The sequence below is a fragment of the Jejuia spongiicola genome (assembly GCF_023502325.1).
In the GTDB taxonomy this organism is placed as follows: domain Bacteria; phylum Bacteroidota; class Bacteroidia; order Flavobacteriales; family Flavobacteriaceae; genus Wocania_A; species Wocania_A spongiicola.
The window spans coordinates 230,833-249,011 of the sequence record NZ_JAMFLZ010000001.1 but is presented as its reverse complement, the minus strand read 5'-3'; the positions used below and the strand labels follow the sequence as shown (position 1 = coordinate 249,011).

Annotated in this window: 22 protein-coding genes; 13 read left to right on the top strand and 9 right to left on the bottom strand. The window is 31.7% G+C overall.

Annotated elements, in window-relative coordinates; genetic code table 11:
- Positions 1-92: 92 nt before the first annotated feature.
- From M3P09_RS01155 to M3P09_RS01145, 3 genes are all read right to left on the bottom strand, one after another.
- Positions 93-755: an endonuclease/exonuclease/phosphatase family protein gene (locus tag M3P09_RS01155; RefSeq protein WP_249971717.1), complete on the bottom strand. Its 663-nt coding sequence runs from the start codon at positions 753-755 to the stop codon at positions 93-95.
- 212 nt (positions 756-967) lie between these two features.
- A complete protein-coding gene (locus M3P09_RS01150) occupies positions 968-1,516 on the bottom strand; it encodes a YciI family protein (protein ID WP_099565037.1) in 549 nt (182 codons plus the stop codon).
- Entirely contained in the window at positions 1,513-1,986 is a 474-nt protein-coding gene (locus M3P09_RS01145; protein ID WP_249971716.1) for a CYTH domain-containing protein, read from the bottom strand. Before M3P09_RS01145 ends, M3P09_RS01150 begins: the two co-directional genes overlap by 4 nt.
- 75 nt (positions 1,987-2,061) lie before the next feature.
- Between M3P09_RS01145 and dinB the strand changes: the two genes are divergently transcribed.
- The 9 genes from dinB to M3P09_RS01100 all read left to right on the top strand — a co-directional run bounded on the left by dinB (position 2,062) and on the right by M3P09_RS01100 (position 9,685).
- Positions 2,062-3,162 carry a DNA polymerase IV gene (dinB, locus tag M3P09_RS01140; RefSeq protein ID WP_249971715.1) on the top strand — a complete coding sequence of 367 codons (1,101 nt, stop codon included), beginning with the start codon at positions 2,062-2,064 and terminating at the stop codon, positions 3,160-3,162.
- Between the two features lie 193 nt (positions 3,163-3,355).
- Positions 3,356-4,159: a hypothetical protein gene (locus M3P09_RS01135; protein ID WP_249971714.1), complete on the top strand. Its 804-nt coding sequence runs from the start codon at positions 3,356-3,358 to the stop codon at positions 4,157-4,159.
- A gap of 195 nt (positions 4,160-4,354) precedes the next feature.
- Positions 4,355-4,762: a hypothetical protein gene (locus M3P09_RS01130; protein ID WP_249971713.1), complete on the top strand. Its 408-nt coding sequence runs from the start codon at positions 4,355-4,357 to the stop codon at positions 4,760-4,762.
- Between the two features lie 274 nt (positions 4,763-5,036).
- On the top strand, positions 5,037-5,828 hold the full coding sequence (locus tag M3P09_RS01125) for an alpha/beta hydrolase (protein ID WP_249971712.1): 792 nt from the start codon (positions 5,037-5,039) through the stop codon (positions 5,826-5,828).
- A gap of 266 nt (positions 5,829-6,094) precedes the next feature.
- Positions 6,095-6,634: a TPM domain-containing protein gene (locus M3P09_RS01120; RefSeq protein ID WP_249971711.1), complete on the top strand. Its 540-nt coding sequence runs from the start codon at positions 6,095-6,097 to the stop codon at positions 6,632-6,634.
- A gap of 169 nt (positions 6,635-6,803) precedes the next feature.
- Positions 6,804-7,406 carry a hypothetical protein gene (locus M3P09_RS01115; RefSeq protein ID WP_249971710.1) on the top strand — a complete coding sequence of 201 codons (603 nt, stop codon included), beginning with the start codon at positions 6,804-6,806 and terminating at the stop codon, positions 7,404-7,406.
- 78 nt (positions 7,407-7,484) lie between these two features.
- On the top strand, positions 7,485-7,859 hold the full coding sequence (locus M3P09_RS01110; protein WP_347709791.1) for a bleomycin resistance protein: 375 nt from the start codon (positions 7,485-7,487) through the stop codon (positions 7,857-7,859).
- Positions 7,860-7,916: 57 nt separating this feature from the next.
- Positions 7,917-8,912, top strand: coding sequence for a dienelactone hydrolase family protein (locus M3P09_RS01105; protein ID WP_249971708.1), 996 nt, complete (start codon positions 7,917-7,919; stop codon positions 8,910-8,912).
- A 215-nt stretch (positions 8,913-9,127) separates the two neighbouring features.
- Complete coding sequence (locus M3P09_RS01100) at positions 9,128-9,685, top strand: hypothetical protein (RefSeq protein ID WP_249971707.1); 558 nt, start codon at positions 9,128-9,130, stop codon at positions 9,683-9,685.
- Positions 9,686-9,787: 102 nt separating this feature from the next.
- On the opposite strand, the gene pyk is transcribed toward M3P09_RS01100, so the two are convergent.
- The 5 genes from pyk to M3P09_RS01075 form a co-directional block, all read right to left on the bottom strand.
- A complete protein-coding gene (gene pyk, locus M3P09_RS01095; protein WP_099565048.1) occupies positions 9,788-11,230 on the bottom strand; it encodes a pyruvate kinase in 1,443 nt (480 codons plus the stop codon).
- Positions 11,230-11,718: an IPExxxVDY family protein gene (locus tag M3P09_RS01090; RefSeq protein WP_249971706.1), complete on the bottom strand. Its 489-nt coding sequence runs from the start codon at positions 11,716-11,718 to the stop codon at positions 11,230-11,232. The genes pyk and M3P09_RS01090 overlap by 1 nt, the downstream gene beginning before the upstream one ends.
- 123 nt (positions 11,719-11,841) lie before the next feature.
- Complete coding sequence (gene rnc, locus M3P09_RS01085; RefSeq protein ID WP_099565050.1) at positions 11,842-12,582, bottom strand: ribonuclease III; 741 nt, start codon at positions 12,580-12,582, stop codon at positions 11,842-11,844.
- Positions 12,583-12,589: 7 nt separating this feature from the next.
- Positions 12,590-13,840: a beta-ketoacyl-ACP synthase II gene (fabF, locus tag M3P09_RS01080; protein ID WP_099565051.1), complete on the bottom strand. Its 1,251-nt coding sequence runs from the start codon at positions 13,838-13,840 to the stop codon at positions 12,590-12,592.
- A 12-nt stretch (positions 13,841-13,852) separates the two neighbouring features.
- The gene (locus tag M3P09_RS01075) at positions 13,853-14,086 is read right to left on the bottom strand and encodes an acyl carrier protein (protein ID WP_007647141.1); all 234 of its coding nucleotides are present in this window, start codon (positions 14,084-14,086) and stop codon (positions 13,853-13,855) included.
- A gap of 185 nt (positions 14,087-14,271) precedes the next feature.
- On the opposite strand from M3P09_RS01075, the gene purN reads away from it, so the two are divergent.
- The 3 genes from purN to M3P09_RS01060 are packed head-to-tail and all read left to right on the top strand — an operon-like array spanning position 14,272 to position 16,234.
- Entirely contained in the window at positions 14,272-14,862 is a 591-nt protein-coding gene (gene purN, locus M3P09_RS01070) for a phosphoribosylglycinamide formyltransferase (RefSeq protein ID WP_249971705.1), read from the top strand.
- Complete coding sequence (locus tag M3P09_RS01065; RefSeq protein WP_249971704.1) at positions 14,855-15,550, top strand: cyclase family protein; 696 nt, start codon at positions 14,855-14,857, stop codon at positions 15,548-15,550. Before purN ends, M3P09_RS01065 begins: the two co-directional genes overlap by 8 nt.
- Positions 15,551-15,592: 42 nt before the next feature.
- Entirely contained in the window at positions 15,593-16,234 is a 642-nt protein-coding gene (locus M3P09_RS01060; protein ID WP_249971703.1) for a ribonuclease H1 domain-containing protein, read from the top strand.
- Positions 16,235-16,236: 2 nt separating this feature from the next.
- Here M3P09_RS01060 and M3P09_RS01055 read toward each other — a convergent pair whose 3' ends face one another.
- Positions 16,237-16,842: a hypothetical protein gene (locus M3P09_RS01055; protein ID WP_249971702.1), complete on the bottom strand. Its 606-nt coding sequence runs from the start codon at positions 16,840-16,842 to the stop codon at positions 16,237-16,239.
- 356 nt (positions 16,843-17,198) lie between these two features.
- Between M3P09_RS01055 and M3P09_RS01050 the strand changes: the two genes are divergently transcribed.
- Positions 17,199-18,125 (top strand): PfkB family carbohydrate kinase, encoded by a 927-nt coding sequence (locus tag M3P09_RS01050; RefSeq protein ID WP_249971701.1) that lies wholly within the window; start codon positions 17,199-17,201, stop codon positions 18,123-18,125.
- Positions 18,126-18,179 lie beyond the last annotated feature (54 nt).

The window sequence follows — 18,179 nt, the reverse complement described above, 5'->3', positions numbered from 1 at the left end:
CAAAAACCATACACATAGATTAAAATAATATTAATACCGTTGTAATGAGCTAATGTTTGAGGCAATGTGTATGTTAAAACAATGACAGCTATTTAATTTGCTATAAACACCTTAAGCATACTATGATCAGATTTCCATGTGTTGACTTTCTCTGTTTTAAGAATTTTTAAATCTTTTGAGACCCAAATATGATCGAGAGAAAGCAAGGGGATATTCCAAAACCAAGTTTCTCTAAACCCGTTACCTTTTTTATTAAATGCGTGGTTAAAATTAGCCTTAATGTTTGTTAGAAATTTAGATTCAAAAGGAATGTTAAAGTCCCCGAGTAAAACTGTTTTTTCTTTTATTTTAATATACTCATTTACAAAACTTAATTCCCAAGACCGAGGCACATCCATACTTGCTGAGACATCAACGGCATAAAAACAAATACCGTCAACTTCAAAATTAATAATATTTGTTTTATGATTAGAAGTGATTTCATCTAAAATCTTTAGAGGTGTTTTAGAAAAAATACTGATTCCTCTAATAGATTCGTGAAAATAATATTTAGGGTACTTTAATTTAAAGTCTTCTAAATTATATACTCCGTCTTCAACTAAAACTAAAACATCTGGAATACTATTGTTAATATTAAAAGCGTCATCAAAGTCTCTATTATGAGAAGCATTCCAAAACACAACTTCTAAATCTGTTTCTTTAATATCTTCAGAAAAATGAATTTTAAAACTTCTTCCTAACCAAATTACTAACAATATAAAAGCGATTAGTAGATTATACTTTTTGAGCTTTTTATTTAAAAAAATAGCCAAAAATAAAACTATAAGAATAATAATTGGTAGTGGAAATGTGTAATAGAGTAATGAGTTTTGATAACTATTCTCTTTATAAAAAAAATGAATAGTCAACAATGCTATAATAATTGCAATGTTTAAAAATAGATATAGGGCTCGAAATATTTTTAGCATTATCGTAACGGAAACCCTTTTGCTGCCCACCACGGGTGTATTTCTATTTCTAATCGCCCAGCTTTAACCATAGGGTCAGCATTGGCTAAACTATCTGCCATTTTTTGTGTAGGCACATTATAAATAGTTATACCACGAATGTCGCCATCGTCTCCAAAAGGGCCAGAAATATCGGCATATCCTAGCTCGTACATTTTACCTAAATGAGCCAAGTGTTCTTTCTGCAGGTCTGCAGTTTCTTCCTCATTTTGTCCTCGTATTGGTCCTCGTTTTAAAAAAGCAATGAAATACTGTTGCATTAAAAAAGTGTCTTTTGTTTTCTCATCAACATAATCAAATGTTTTATAGCCTTTAGCATTTAATTCTTCCTTTAATTGTTTTATAGTTTTTTTTATAGGCTTTTCTACAGCAACCTCAACTATTGTATCTTCTACTATTTTTTTGGTTTCTGGTAGGTTTTCTTTTATTTCTAAAACAGATGTTTTTGCCTCTTCTTTACAAGCGATAAAAATTAGTAAAGCGGCACATACTAAAAATATTTTTTTCATGATTTCCAGGTATTATATGGTTGTTTACTTAATTGCGAATTATAGTATTTTATGTTTCCTGTTAATTCTTCACCTAACCAATCTGGTTTTTCAAAGGTTTCGTTTTCGTGCTTTAACTCTATTTCAACTATAATTAGTCCTTTATTATCTCCAAAAAACTCATCTGCCTCAAAAACATGATTTCCCACTTTTATTTCATAACGTATTTTATCAATAATTGTTGGTTCACAGAGTTTTAAAAGTGATTCTGCCTCATGCTTTTCTATTTCTCTTTCCCATTCAAAACGCGATAATCCATTGTTTGAAGATTTCCCTTTAACCGTTAAAACGCCTTTATCACCTTTTATTCGAACTCTAACAGAACGTTCTGGATCTCGATTTAAAAACCCCTGAACAATTCGTGTACTTTTAAAAGCTTGAGCTTTAAAAGCATCTGATTTAACTAAAAACTTACGCTCTATTTCTATCATTAATTTTATAAATCAAAGTTTAATAACCATTAGAGTATATATAATTTAAAAGCATTTAATGCCTAAATTTACATCATGTCTAACGATTTACCAATTCGAAAAATTATTCATGTAGATATGGATGCATTTTATGCTTCTGTAGAGCAAATGGATAATCCAGATTTAAAAGGGAAACCTCTTGCTGTTGGTGGTGGAGGTAAACGTGGCGTAGTTAGCGCAGCTAGCTATGAAGCAAGAAAATTTGGTGTTAAAAGCGCCATGGCTGGAAATTTAGCTGCTAAATTGTGTCCCGATTTAATTTTTGTGAGGCCACGTTTTGAAAGGTATTCTGAAATTTCTAAAAAAATTAGAGCCATTTTTTACGATTATACCGATTTGGTTGAACCTCTTTCTTTAGACGAAGCCTATTTGGATGTTACTGAAAACAAAAAAGGTAACCCAAGTGCATCATTAATAGCTAAAAATATACGTGAGCGCATTTTTAAAGAGGTTGGTTTAACCGCATCAGCTGGTATTTCTATTAACAAATTTATTGCTAAAGTTGCGAGTGATTATAATAAACCTAACGGGCAAAAAACTGTAAACCCAGAAGAAGTTTTAGATTTTTTAGAGCAATTAGATATTCGAAAATTTTATGGTGTTGGAAAAGTAACTGCCGAAAAAATGTATCAGAAAGGTATTTTTACGGGCTTAGATTTAAAACAAAAATCTTTGGAGTATTTAGATGCAAACTTTGGTAAATCTGGACGCTATTATTATTACATAGTTCGTGGGGTTCAAAATAGTGAAGTAAAACCAAATAGAACAAGAAAAAGTTTAGCAGCCGAACGTACATTTAGCGAAAACCTATCTTCTGAAATTTTTATGCTTGAAAAATTAAAGCATATTGCTGAAGAGGTTTCTAAGCGTTTAACTAAAAGTAAAGTAGCTGGAAAAACGGTAACTTTAAAAATAAAATACAGCGACTTTACTTTACAAACCCGAAGTAAAACCTTGCCTTATTTTGTAAGTGATACTAGCATTATTATGGAAACTGCCAAAGATTTGTTGTTTCAAGAGAAATTAAGTAACTCTGTTAGGTTATTAGGTATTTCTTTATCTAACCTAAATACAGAAACTAAGAAAAAACCAGAAGCAAAAAAAAGTGTTAGTGTACAGTTGAAATTTGAGTTTTAAAAGGTGCGATATAACTTCCATTTAAACAGTTATAAAGTAAGTGTGCAAAAAGTAATCAATAACCTACTGTTTTGGTTGGTTATGAGGCCTTTTTTCTATAAGTTTGGTTATACTAACGTTCGGCGACATTTAGCCCTATCGGGCACATACCGCCGAATGTCCCACGCAGGGACGTTGGCTGTAATTAAGACAAATGAAGAAAATTTACATTTTAATATTAATTCTTTTAAATATTTCTGTTATTAATGCTCAAGATTTTCAAGGAATTCTGACTTATGAAACAAAAACAAATGTTCATATTCAAAAAGGCCAGAAGCAAAATTTGAAACTTAAAAGCCCAAATCGAAAGGACAAAGACTCTATCCATGTTGTTGTAAACGATTCGACATTGTATAATCATTTGAAAAGAAAGGGAAAGATAGTCGATTCTATTAAAGTAGTTTTTGGAAATTACAAAATCAGAAAAACATATTATCAGAAAGAAAAGATTGAATATATCTTTGATTTAGCTTCAGCAAAAAAAATAACCCATACACCTAAATATGAGTGTATCGACACTACTGATTTAAAATTAATTGATTACAAAGATGAAGTCGAAATATTTGAAAGTGATTCTATATTTACAATTAATGGTTATGAGTGTAAGAAGATAAAGATTATAAAATCTGATTATTATTTCATTGATCTTTATTTCGTGGAAAGCGAGTTTAAAAATCTAACTGATGCATTGATATTTGACATAAACAGCAATTTGCTTTTTCAAAATCTATATTTTCTAAGAAAAAAGATGGAATTCAAGAAAATCATTAAACTTAATTATTACTCAAAACCAAATGCAATTGATTTTGAATACATTTTAAAGTCCATGATTAGCAAGCCTTATTCAGAAAGTGATTTTTCTCTTCCAAAATATGAATATTGTTTTTGGGATACGTTGAATGATAAAAAATTAATGAGAAAGCATAAAAAAAGATTGAAAAGAGAAAAAAGTAAATAACAACAGCCAACAATGACTATAATTCATTGCTATGAATAAACTAAAACAAAATAACTAACTTTATTTCGGCTGATTTCTACGGTTGAAAATCATACTGATTTTCTTCCCGCAACGAAATCATAGCCGAAACCGTTCGGCGAAAACGGCGCTTAGCTGCGCGGGACATTAGTTTTCATACACCTACTCAATACTAAAATGAATATTATTTTAAAAATTTGGATTTGGATAACCTTTATTAGAAATAAAGAAACATTACCAACAGAATCTAAGATTGATAGCCCAAAAATGGAATACGAAACAATGTCTGGATCATTTATTTGGGAAGATGAAGGGTTATGGGAATGCCGAAATCATCATTTGCAAGATGCATTTAAATACGTTATAAACCATAGAATGAATTTAATTGTAGGACCTGATAATAATGTCGGAGTTATGCGTTCTAAAAAATTTGACAAATCGATTTTTAAAATGGCGAAAAAATTCTTTCCGAACTGGATTGGATTTAATAATTCAAGATGTTCGTATGATTTTGAACTTGCGGATAGAATACTTAGAATTAAAAAGGTTGAGAAATGGGGATTTGATAAACTAGCTAACGAATGAAAAAAAGGTACAAAAGCTAACAATGTATAACCACAATTACGGCGGATTCGACTACGTCCGAGTCCACTCAGAATTGCTAAAGTCAGTGTTTAATACGAAAATAATTGCTGATTTAACCCGTAACTGACGGTTATACGAGACCGTTCGGCGGCATTTAGCCCTATCGGGCACATACCGCCGAATGTCCTGTGCAGCTGCGCGAGACATTGTAAAACATTACTAGAAAATTCTAAAAAACTTCAAATATTTTATGAGAAAGAAAATTAATTGTTTCATGTTTTTTCTACTTTCTTCGTTTTTATTACAAGCACAATACCATATTGTTAAGAATGATTCTATTTACTCTGAACATCTTGAAGAACTTAGACAAATTAGAATAAATGTTCCAAAAGAATATGATGTTAATTCTAATGAAAAACTTGATGTTTTGTATGTTCTAGACGGAGAATGGTCAACTTCGCTAACAAAGACTGTTTATGAATTCTTAGAATACGCAAAATTTATTCCTAAAAATATACTTATTGTAAGTATTCCCAATAGCTATAAAGACGGAGTTAACATGAGAAGAAGAGATTTTACTCCAGTAAGAACTAAAAACCAACATATTTCCAAAGGAGTAATTAATTTTCATAATTTCCTAAAGGATGAACTAATACCTCTAATAAATAAAAAATACTCAACTAATCCGCAAAATAATATTTTGTACGGGAGCTCATTAGGAGGTCTGTTTTCAATATATTCATATTTGAGAAACCCTTCCCTATTTAAATCTTATATCTCAATTGAGCCCGTTTTAAGATTGGGTGATGATTATATTAACAATATTGCTATCGCAAAACTTAAGCAGAATACAGATTCGAAAAATAGGCTTTGGATTTGTTCACGTGATGGAAAGGATTTTAACGAAATGGGAATATCTAAGTTTAAATCTACTCTAGATTCTAATGCGCCTAAAAATTTAGCTTGGAAAATAAATACATATCAGAATGAAACACACTTCTCAGTTATTTGGAAAGGAATTTATGATGGTTTGAAATTTATTTATGACGATGATAAAAAGCCGTAAGCATTTATGATGTAACGTTTCACAACAACGTGTATAGTTCATTGCTAGTTTGTGTGTACTCGGAAAACCCTACGGATTTCCATCTGGTTCGCTTTCTTTTGTTAACTTAGTTCTTGCCAACACAACTAACCATACACACGTACACGTTCGGCGAAAACGCCGCAGAACAGCCAACTATACGCCATTTTCCTACGTGAATTAGTTTCACTATTTTCACTTCACAAAACAGCGCATGGCTGCACGGGACATTATACACAATACCTGAAATGAAAATTGGAACTAAAATATTAATTCTATTTCTGACTTTGAATTTGCTTTCTTGCAAAGGTTCAGCGCAAGAAAATGAAACAAAAAAACTAACTACTGAAATTAACTCTTCGGAAACAGTAAAAAGAACTTTTCCAAAACCAATCGGAATTATAAACGATTACGGAAAAATATTTACGGAATCACAACGGGCTGAATTATCGAAAGTACTTTATGTCTATGATATTGAAACTACGAGACAAATCGTTGTTGTAACAATTGATAGCATAAACCAATATCAAAACATTCAAGAATACGCAACTGACTTGGGAAATGAATGGGGAATTGGAAATGCGGAAAAAAATAATGGATTGACAATTGTTGTTTGCAATCCTTGTCGACAAATCGGGATTGCAACAGGTTGCGGAACTGAGCTGATTTTAACGGACGAAATTTGTAAAAAAGTAATTGACGAAACAATTATACCTGAATTTAAAAATGGAGAATTTTATAATGGAATAAAAAAAGGTGTGACTGAATTAATTGCTAAATGGAAATAAAAGTACTGTTTACAACAATGGCTATAATTCATTGCTACATTCTTACTAACTTTAAACCTAGTAAACATTAACACAACTGGATTTCACACGGACAATTTCCGTTGGAAATGTCCGTAACGAAATCATAGCCGAAGCCGTTAGCTGTAATTAAAACTCAATGAATCATTAAATGAGTTATACTAAATTAGATAAAGAGATTGAAAAATATTATAAGTCAAATAATATGGCTTTTACATATAATTCATCAACGACAACCAAGGAAGAGCAAGAAAAAAGACTGAAAGAGTATAATATAATTCGTGATATTACTGTTGAAAAATGGAAAGATGAAAAAAAATATAAGGAACTTATTTCTTGCGCCCACGGAGGTTGGTTTTCATATGAAGATTTTACAAAACCTTTAGCCGAATATTTTATAAAACATAACGAGTTGTTACTTCTAAAAGTACTTTGTGAAAGAGATATAAGATTTAAAATTGAAGACACTTTGAAATGCTTAAAAAGAGTAAAAGAAGACTATCCAGAAATTACTACTGAACAAATGGTTTCTTTCAATTTAAAAGAATATCAAAAAACTAATTCATATCATCCTATTGGAGATTTATCTAATTGGAGAACAAAATCGTTATCGTTATTGAATAGATACATAGAACTTTTAAAGCTTACTAATGATACTGATTATTTAAAAATGATAGCTAGTATACATGAAAAGACAAGTGATTTGACAATTAAAAAATCTGACTTAAAACATATTAAGCATAAATTAAAATAAAACTACAACTAACAATGGCTAAAATCATAGCTGCCCTCTGGGACAGCAACGCTTTTTAGCCGTAACCGTTAAAACCGAATTACAAATACTAATCTTGAAATTATGTTGACTGATATCATTCCGAAATTACCAATGCGTGACAAAAATGTTACCAGAGCATTTTATATAGATAAGTTAGGCTTTAAAGAAATAGGCGATTATGAAGCGTATTTAATGGTTCGAAAAGATAAAATAGAAATTCATTTCTTTGAATTCAAGGAACTTAACCCTAAAGAAAATTACGGACAAGTTTATATTAGGACCAATGGCATCGACAATTTTTACCAAACATTATTAAACGATAAAATAAAAATACATCCAAACGGGAAATTGAAATCAAAACCTTGGGGCCAAAAGGAGTTCTCATTACTTGATCCAGATACTAACCTGTTAACCTTTGGACAAAGCATTTAAATAAGGTTTGCAACATATAGTTTTTTTCTAAGTCTTTAAATTAAAAAAGTAAACAAAATGAGATTCTTCACAATGTTTCTATTCTTAAGCATTTACACCTCTTCTTTTGGGCAGAAAATGAAAGTGTTAAAATCGTTTAAACATTATTCAGTTATAGTAAATAATGATACAATAAACTACCACACCTTTTCAAAAAAGAGTATAGACTCTACAAAAACTCTTTTGGTATATGTTCAAGGATCAAGTGCTAAGTCTCTTTATCAAACAATGGAAAAAGACGGAAAAAACTATGTTGGGACTGTCATTCCCTTCGATTTTAGTTTATTACCTGATGACTACTTGTTTGTAGTAATATCAAAAAAAGGATTTCCTTTCCTGACAAAAATGGATGAAAAATTTCCAATTCCAAAATCATATTATGAAAATCAAACATTAGATTATCGAACTTTCCAAACCGACCAAGTAATCAATAACTTAACAGAGAAACATAAAAATCATTTTGGAAAAATTATCGCGCTTGGGCATTCTGAAGGAAGTGATGTAATTGCCAAATTAGGAACCATAAATAAAAACATTACGCACTTTGGCTATTGGTCAGGTGGAGGAAATACACAATTTATTGACTTCATTACTTTCGTAAGAAAAAAAGTAGATAAAGGTCAAATTAGCGAAGAAGAAGCTCTGAAAGAAATAAATTCAATCTTTGAAGATTTAAAAAAGATAATGGCAGACCCAAAATCAACAGACAAATTTTGGGCAGGCAAAAATAACAGTTATAATCGGTGGAGCACTTTTTCAGAACCTCCCATCGATAACCTAATAAAGATATCAAAACCTATATTTGTCGCCATTGGTACAAAAGACCGAGCCGTAGCACTTGAATCAGCTTACTTAATTCCAATAGAATTTATAAGGAAACAAAAAGATAACTTAACATTTAAAGTTTATCCAGATTTAGACCACGGATTTGGAAAAGAAATTGGAAAAGGAAAGTTTGAAAAACACTGGAACGATGTTTTTCTAGACTTTCTAAATTGGGTAAACGGAGAATAAAATGTATGCTAACAACGCATATAAAAAATAGTGTTTAAAGAAAACCCGTTACTTTTCATATACAAGGCCGTTAGCAACAATTATAAAGAAAAACTTGCGTTCTAAATTTGACAACCAAATATCATAAGTCAATGAATGTTTTTCAATTTGATTTTTTCTACAATAAAAATACTATCCTAAAGAAAAAGTTATTACTACTAACAGCATTGTTTTGTTTGCTCAATTTAAATGCCCAAGTAACATTTAGAATAGAACCTGGAGTTCTTTTAAAAACTGACTCTGATAATTTAGGTTTATTGCTCAATATTGAACCTAAAGTTAAAGCTTCAGAAAATACTGTAATTGGGTTAAGGTTTGGAATTGCAATAAATCCTCAAAAAATTAGGATTGATAATAGTACATCATTTTTTATAGATGAATTAGATGATAATAGTATCATTTCTTTTGTCTCAACTTATGATTATTATCTGAATGCAAAAAACCATCGTCCATACGTAGGGTTAGGTCTGGGGTATTATTTGTTTAATGATATAGATATTTCTGACCGAAATAGTGGTTCTACAGATATATTGGAAGGAAGCGTGAAGAATAAGTTGGGCTTTCTATTAAGAGGTGGGCTTGAAATTAGAAATACAAGATATGGTTTAGAGTATAATTTTATCCCGAAAGCTGATATTAAGATACCTAATGGACAAACAATAGGCACAATAGATAATAGTTATCTTGGACTTTCCATTGGATTTACAATTGGTGGTGGAAAAAATTCAATTTGACGAATAATAACACTTGCTAACAACGTATATAGTTGCTTTAACACGCAACGAAATCAAATCATACACTAAACCGCTCAACGGCATTAAGTTAACGCCAAAATATTACAGACTACAGCTTGTAATTTCAGTAACGCGCAAGGTATTTACCATACCCTTCTCTTTTATTGGCATAGCGGCTAGACTTATTAGCATATCACCAACTTCTAAGTAACCTTTTTTGCAAGCTATGGCATTTACATCTTCAATGGTTTCATCAGTACTTACAAACTTATCGTAATAAAATGCTTTTACACCCCAAAGCAAGCTTAAACGTGTTAAAATACGCTTGTTTGATGTAAAAACTAAAATATGTGACGATGGTCTCCAAGCCGAAATTTGAAATGCCGTATAACCACTATTCGTTAAAGTTGAAATAGCTTTTGCATTAATTTCGTTAGCCATAAGTGCTGCATGATAACAAATTGATTTTGTTATATAACGATTGGTTCGAATATGCGGTGGTAATTGCGGTACTTGTATTAAATCTGAATTTTCGACACTTTTAAGAATATCTGCCATTTGTTTTATAACCTGTACAGGGTAACTCCCTACAGAGGTTTCGCCAGAAAGCATTACTGCATCTGCGCCATCCATAACTGAATTGGCAACATCGTTTACCTCAGCTCTCGTTGGTGTTAAACTGGAAATCATGGTTTCCATCATTTGGGTAGCAATAATTACTGGAATCCTTGCTTTTTTTGCTCTTAACACTAATTGTTTTTGAATAAGAGGCACTTTTTCTGCAGGAACTTCAACACCTAAATCTCCACGAGCTACCATTAACCCATCGCAATGTGCTACAATTTTATCAATATTTTCAACAGCTTCTGGTTTTTCTATTTTAGCAACAATAGGAATTTTATGCTCGCTATGTTCGCTAATTAAATCGCGTAGTTGCATTAAATCTTCTGCATGGCGTACAAACGATAATGCTATCCAATCTACATCTTGACTAATAGCAAAAATAGCGTCGTCGATATCTTTTTTTGTTAAAGCAGGTTGAGATATATCAGTATTAGGAAGGTTAACCCCTTTTTTAGATTTTAATGGTCCGCCTTGAATAACACGCGCTTTTACTTCTCTCTTTTTATCTGTAGAAACAACTTCAAAAATTAATTTTCCGTCATCTAAAAGAATACGTTCTCCAGGTTTTGCATCTTGCGGAAACCTATCATAGGTCATATAAACACGCTCTTTTGTTCCTTCAAAACGTTCGCCTGTAGCAAAAATTATTTCGTCATCTACATGCACAACAACTTCTTCTTTCATAACTCCTACTCGAAGCTTTGGTCCTTGTAAATCAGCCAGAATTGCTGCTGTATAACCAAACTCTTTGTTTAGTGCTCGTATCATTTTAATACGGTCTTCAACATCTTTATAATCAGCATGAGAAAAGTTAATTCTAAAAACATCAACGCCTTCTTCAAGCATTCCTTTTAAAACTTCTTTTGTGCTTGTAGCGGGTCCTAGTGTGGCTACTATTTTGGTTTTTTTTCTTATTGGCATTAGCTAAAAATTAAATTGTCTTTTGATTTTAGTTGATTCACATCAACGCTATAGGCAGTTACAATTTGTGGGATATTTAAAATACTACTTAATATATATGCTTCTTTACTAAAACTATTATCATTATCTATTTTTAAAAAATAGTTTACACCTTTATATTCTGGTATTAAATTAAATGTTTTTATAATCTGCTCTTGTGCTGTAAATAATGATTGTTGACTAACTTGCGGTAGTATTTCTTGTGTTTTACAAATATTTGAAGCTAAGCTCCACGTTGTTAGTTGTTTATTATCTTCCCATTCAAAAATAGAATACACTGATTTATCTTTATTATAGTCTAAATCTGATGGCTTTCTAGTAAGGTTTATACCTAAATGCTTGTTTAAAAGATATGCTAGCCTATAGTCCTCAATAGTACAATGAATAGCAATTAACGTATACAACGCTTCTTCAAAAACATCATCTAAAACAAGTTTGTGAACAGCCATAACCTACTTAATTAATAGCAGTAAATATAAGGTTTAAAATAGTTACTTGTAAAATGTTTGCCCTAATCTTAACGATAAAATGAACTAAAACGTTGTAGTTAACCTACTTAAAAAAATGATTCTTTACATCATTTTTGACATACTATTCTGAAATGCAAAAAAAGCACGCTTAGAGGCTTTTTCTTCAGCCTTTTTCTTTGAAGTTGCTCGTGCTTTAGCTATTACTTTTTCGTCTATTGAGAGTTTTACTGAAAAATGTCTAACATCATCGTTTCCTGTATCTTCATAAACATTGTATCCAAATGTTCTCTTTTCTTTTTGACACCATTCTATTAATAAACTCTTGTAACTTATTACTTTACCTTCTAATTTTTCAATATCAACATAAGGAATTATAACACGTTTAAAAATAAACTTTTCGCAGTATTTATAGCCTCTGTCAAGAAAAATAGCACCTATTAATGCTTCAAATAAATTACCATGAATGTTATCTCCAAATTGTCCTGATGGAATTTTACTTTCAACTAAATCTATTAAACTTAAGTCTTTACCTAGTTCGTTTAAATGTTCTCTACTCACAATTTTAGAGCGCATTTTGGTTAGATAACCTTCATCACCGCTAGGTACTTCTAAATATAAATGTGATGCAATAACCGAGCTTAACATGGCATCTCCTAAAAACTCTAAGCGTTCATAATTAATAGCATTGCCTTTACTATCTTTTATGTTCATGGAACGATGCGTAAATGCTGTACTATAATACTTTATCTTTTTAGGTTTAAAACCAAGAATTTTAGTTAATTGCATAAAAAAATTCCCGTTGCCTTTAAAACGGGAATTCAATATGTTACGAATGTTTTTCATTCGGGATTCAATCTATTTTTTTGAATAATACACAAGCGTTATGTCCGCCAAATCCAAATGTATTACTCATAGCTACTTTAACATCTCTCTTTTGAGCCTTGTTTAGAGTTAAATTTAATTCTGGATCAATGTTTTCATCCACAGTTGTATGGTTAATCGTTGGAGGAACAATACCATGCTCCATTGCCAATATAACCGATATAGCTTCAATAGCTCCTGCTGCACCTAACAAGTGCCCTGTCATCGATTTTGTCGAATTAATATTTATATTTTTTGCATGACTTCCGAACACATTTGAGATTGCTTTAAGTTCTGCAACATCTCCTAATGGTGTAGATGTACCATGCGTATTTATATGGTCTACATCTTCTGGTTTAAGTCCTGCGTTTTCTAAACAGTTTTTCATTACAGCAATAACACCTATGCCTTCTGGATGTGGAGCCGTCATGTGATGTGCATCAGAAGACAATCCTCCTCCTGCAACTTCAGCATAAATTTTTGCTCCTCTTGCTTTTGCATGCTCATACTCTTCTAGAACAAGTGCTCCTGCACCTTCGCCAAGAACAAAGCCATCTCTTGTGCCATCAAATGGACGAGATGCTGTTTCTGGACTTTCGTTTCTAGTAGATAATGCATGCATAGCGTTAAAACCACCCATACCTGCAATAGTAACAGCTGCTTCACTTCCTCCTGTAACAACAACATCACAATGCCCTAAACGTATAGAGTTTAATGCATCGAATATTGCGTTTGCTGAAGAAGCACATGCAGAAACTGTTGTGTAATTTGGCCCCATAAAGCCATGCTTTATAGAAATGTTTGCTGGTGCAATATCAGCAATCATTTTAGGAATAAAGAATGGGTTAAATCTTGGCGATCCATCTCCTTGAGCAAAGTTTAATACTTCGGTCTGAAACGTCTCTAAACCTCCAATACCTGCGCCCCATATAACACCTACTCGCAATTTGTCGACTTTATCAAGATCTAAATCAGCATCTCCAATAGCCTCATCTGCAGCCACCATAGCGTATTGGGCAAATTTATCCATTTTTCGAGCTTCTTTTCTATCAAGAAAATCGGTTGCGTTAAAGTTTTTAACCTCGCATGCAAACTTGGTTTTAAACTTTTCGGTATCATAATACGTTATAGGCGCAGCACCACTTTTACCACCAATTAGTCCTTCCCAAAATTCATCTTTGGTATTACCAATAGGTGTTAAAGCCCCTAATCCTGTGACTACAACTCGCTTTAATTCCATAAAATTTAGTGCTTATTTTGCAGCTTCAATATATGATATAGCTTGACCAACTGTTGCAATATTTTCAGCTTGATCGTCTGGTATTTGAATATCGAACTCCTTTTCGAATTCCATAATTAGTTCTACAGTGTCTAATGAGTCTGCTCCTAAATCGTTTGTGAAGCTCGCTTCTGTTACAACTTCGTTCTCATCAACCCCTAATTTGTCTACGATAATCGCTTTTACTCTTGATGCAATGTCTGACATAATTTTTTAATTTTAAGTTTTAATTAAGTGGCAAAAATAAAAAACTTTATTTTAAAACAACCTTTTAGTTTAAAAATGTGTTTGTAATTTAATAAAATTCCTTTTAAGTATTTCTTTTTTACCCTCAAATTGTTAATATTTATTCTTTTTTTTGTTTGAATAATTTTATCAAAATGTCTGTAAAAATGAAACGTATTGTAATTTTTGCGTCCGGAAGTGGTACTAATGCTGAAAATTTAATTAAGTTTTTTCACAACAGAGATAATGTATCTGTTATTCAGGTACTAACTAACAATCCTTATGCCAAAGTTTTAGATCGTTGTAAAAAACTAAAGGTTAGTGCACTATCATTCAACAGGATAGCCTTTACAAAAACGGATGACGTGCTAAACATTTTAAAAACATCAAATCCAGATTTAATTGTATTGGCAGGTTTTTTATGGAAATTTCCTGAAAATATTTTAAATGAATTCCCAAATAAAGTAATTAATGTGCATCCTGCATTATTACCAAAATATGGCGGAAAAGGTATGTATGGCATGCATGTACATGAAGCTGTTGTTAAAAATAATGAACCTGAAACCGGTATAACCATTCATTATGTAAATGAACATTATGATGAAGGCGCTATTATTTTTCAAGCAAAATGTGAGGTTTTAGCGAAAGACAAGGCTGAAGATGTAGCTGAAAAAATTCATGAATTAGAAATGGAACATTTTCCTAAAGTGGTAGAAAAATTATTGTTTTCTGAAAAAACAAAAACTTATAATGACTGAAATTATTGATTTAAGTCAAGATATTTATGAAGGCATGCCTGTTTTTAAAGATTTACCACAGGTAAAAATGAGTGTACATAATACACATGAAGAATGGGATGGTGACTTTGATGCTATAACAAAAACACCAGCAGTACATAAACTAGAGCTTGGAGAACATACAGGGACTCATGTTGATGCCATAAACCATATGGCTAAAGAACACAAAGGGCAGTCAATAGATAAAATGCCTTTATCTATGTTTTATACAGAAGGTATATGTTTAAATCTTTCAAATAAAAAATTCAATGAATTAATTGAAATAAGGGATATTGAAGAAGCTTGTAAGAATGGAGATTTGGAAATAAAAGAAAAAGATACTGTTTTGATTTATACCAATCATTATAGAAATGCTTTTGGAACTGAAAATTGGAGTAAAGGCCCAGGAATTTCAGTAGAAACCGCAAAGTGGCTAGGTAATAAAAATATTTCAGCTTTTGGTGTTGAAACCATGTCACCAGGAGTTTCTGGGATATCCAACAAAAAAGTGCATCGCATTTGTGGTGAATTAGGTTTTACACATTATGAAAACTTGATAAACCTACATAAATTGATTGGAAGAGGTCGATTTCGTTTTATTGGGTTTCCTCTAAAAATTAAAGGTGGAACAGGTTCTCCAGTTAGAGCTGTTGCTGTTTTTGAAAGCTAGAAAATAATTTTATAAGACTTTCTCCTTAGCGAGAATGATGAAATGAGTAAAAAGAAAAAAAAATATTACACTGTTTGGAAAGGACATCACACTGGTGTTTTTGAGTCTTGGGATGATTGCAAGGCTCAAATTAAAGACTTTCAAGGTGCTCAATACAAATCATTCTCAACCTTTGATGCTGCAAAAAAAGCCTTAAATGGCAACTATAAAGATTATATTGGTAAAACTTCAAAATTTAAAAGCGAATTATCTGAAGCTCAATTAAAAAAAATAGGGCAGCCTAATTATAACTCTATCTCAGTTGATGCCGCTTCTAGTGGTAACCCAGGGAAAATGGAATATCGCGGTGTAGACACAAAAACAAAAAAGCAGCTTTTTATACAAGGCCCTTTTGAGGAAGGCACTAATAATATAGGTGAATTTCTTGCTATTGTACACGGCTTAGCTCTTCTTAAAAAGCATGATAGTAACAGAATTCTTTATACTGATTCTAAAACCGCTATGAGTTGGGTTAAAAAGAAAAAGTGTAATACAAAATTAGAGCGTAATAAAAAAAATAAACCTGTTTTCGATTTAATTGATAGAGCTATTGATTGGTTAAAAAACAATACATACACAACAGTTATTGTAAAATGGGAAACTAAAGCTTGGGGAGAAATTCCTGCAGATTTTGGACGAAAATAATGTTATTGACGCCATTTAACACAAATCATAATTGAAACATTATTAACATTCCCATTTCCATCATTATTTATAGTTCCGTTAATATAATCTCCAGCTGAAAAATCAACATCTACAGCAGTACTAGTATATTCTGATGAAGATGTTGTAAAATTTGTAGTTGAGTTTGTTGTATTCCCATTTCTCACTAAAACAGAAAACTGTTTAGATTGTGCTCCACTATTATTATTAGATTTTGCGGTAATATAAGTTATCGTTCCATCAAAAGGCATTAAATAACCTGATCTATTATTAGATTGATTTGCAACCGCTCTTAAGTTTACATTATCTTGATTCCCGCTTCTTCCAAACAATAAAGTTGTAGTCTCAATACTTAGCCACTTTGCTCTAGAAACATTATACATATACAACCTATCACCTATAACTGCTAATTGACCTTCTGCCGAACCTGTGGGTGATGTTTGAGGGTTTATTTCAAGAGCTGGAATTCCTGTGTTATTTGCTTCAATCTCTAATTGGGCTGTAGGGCTTGTGGTGCCTATCCCTACTTGAGAATAAGCTACATTAACTCCAGAAAAAACAATACTTAACAGTAAAATTATATCCCTCATAACTAATAATTAGTATATCTTCAAAACGCTTAATTTTTTAGTAAGTCTCATCAAATTTTTAGAGGGATCTCTTGAAAAAGGTTCAGTTTATGGACTTTACAACATAAAAATAGAGCTATTAAGCATATCTATCTGCCTTGAAATTCTTGAATACCAATATATTTAGCCTAAACATCATTTATTTTACTTCGAACACTAATAATAGAAGAAAGTTAGGTTTTTAATAAATTATTATCCTAAATTTTCAAAATTACGAGCATTAATTAGTAATTAAAAAGCATAAAATGTATTCAAAAAATTATTCTTGAATTAGTCTTTAAAAGACTTATATTTGCAGAAAATTATAACTCCTTTTTATGGGTAAATTAGTAATTGTAGGTACCGTAGCGTTTGATGCTATTGAAACACCTTTTGGTAAAACTGATAAAATTCTTGGAGGTGCAGCAACTTTTATTGGGTTAGCTGCCTCTCATTTTAATATTGATACTACAGCTGTATCTATAGTTGGAGGTGATTTCCCTCAAGAATATCTAGATTTATTATCAGAAAAAAAGATTGATACATCTGGGATAGAAATTGTTAAAGATGGTAAAACCTTCTTTTGGAGCGGACGCTATCATAACGACATGAATTCTCGCGATACGTTAGTAACAGAGTTAAATACCCTTGCAGATTTTAACCCTGTTGTTCCAGAAAATTACCGCGATGCCGAAATAGTAATGTTAGGTAATTTACACCCTATTGTCCAATCAAGCGTGTTAGATCAAATGACTACCAAACCAAAACTAGTCATTTTAGATACTATGAATTTTTGGATGGATAGTGCTTTAGAGGATTTACACAATGTAATTAAGCGCGTAGATGTTATTACCATAAATGATGAAGAAGCAAGGCAATTAACAGGAGAATATTCGCTTGTAGTAGCTGCTCGTAAGATTCATGCCATGGGACCAGAATACGTAGTTATTAAAAAAGGAGAGCATGGTGCTTTATTGTTTCATAACGACCATGTATTTTACGCTCCTGCTTTACCACTTGAAGAAGTTTTTGATCCGACAGGAGCTGGCGACACTTTTGCAGGTGGTTTTGCTGGTTACATTGCAAAAACTGGAGACACATCATTCGATAATATGAAAAAGGCTGTAATATATGGATCAACATTAGCATCCTTTTGTGTTGAAAAATTTGGCACCGAACGCATGATTGATTTATCAAGTGAAGAAGTACACAAGCGACTATTGCAATTTAAGCAATTAACGCAATTTGATATAGAATTAACATAAACCAACGCGCTCTAAAATAGAGCGCGTTTTTAATTTAAAATGGGTTTCTAGAAA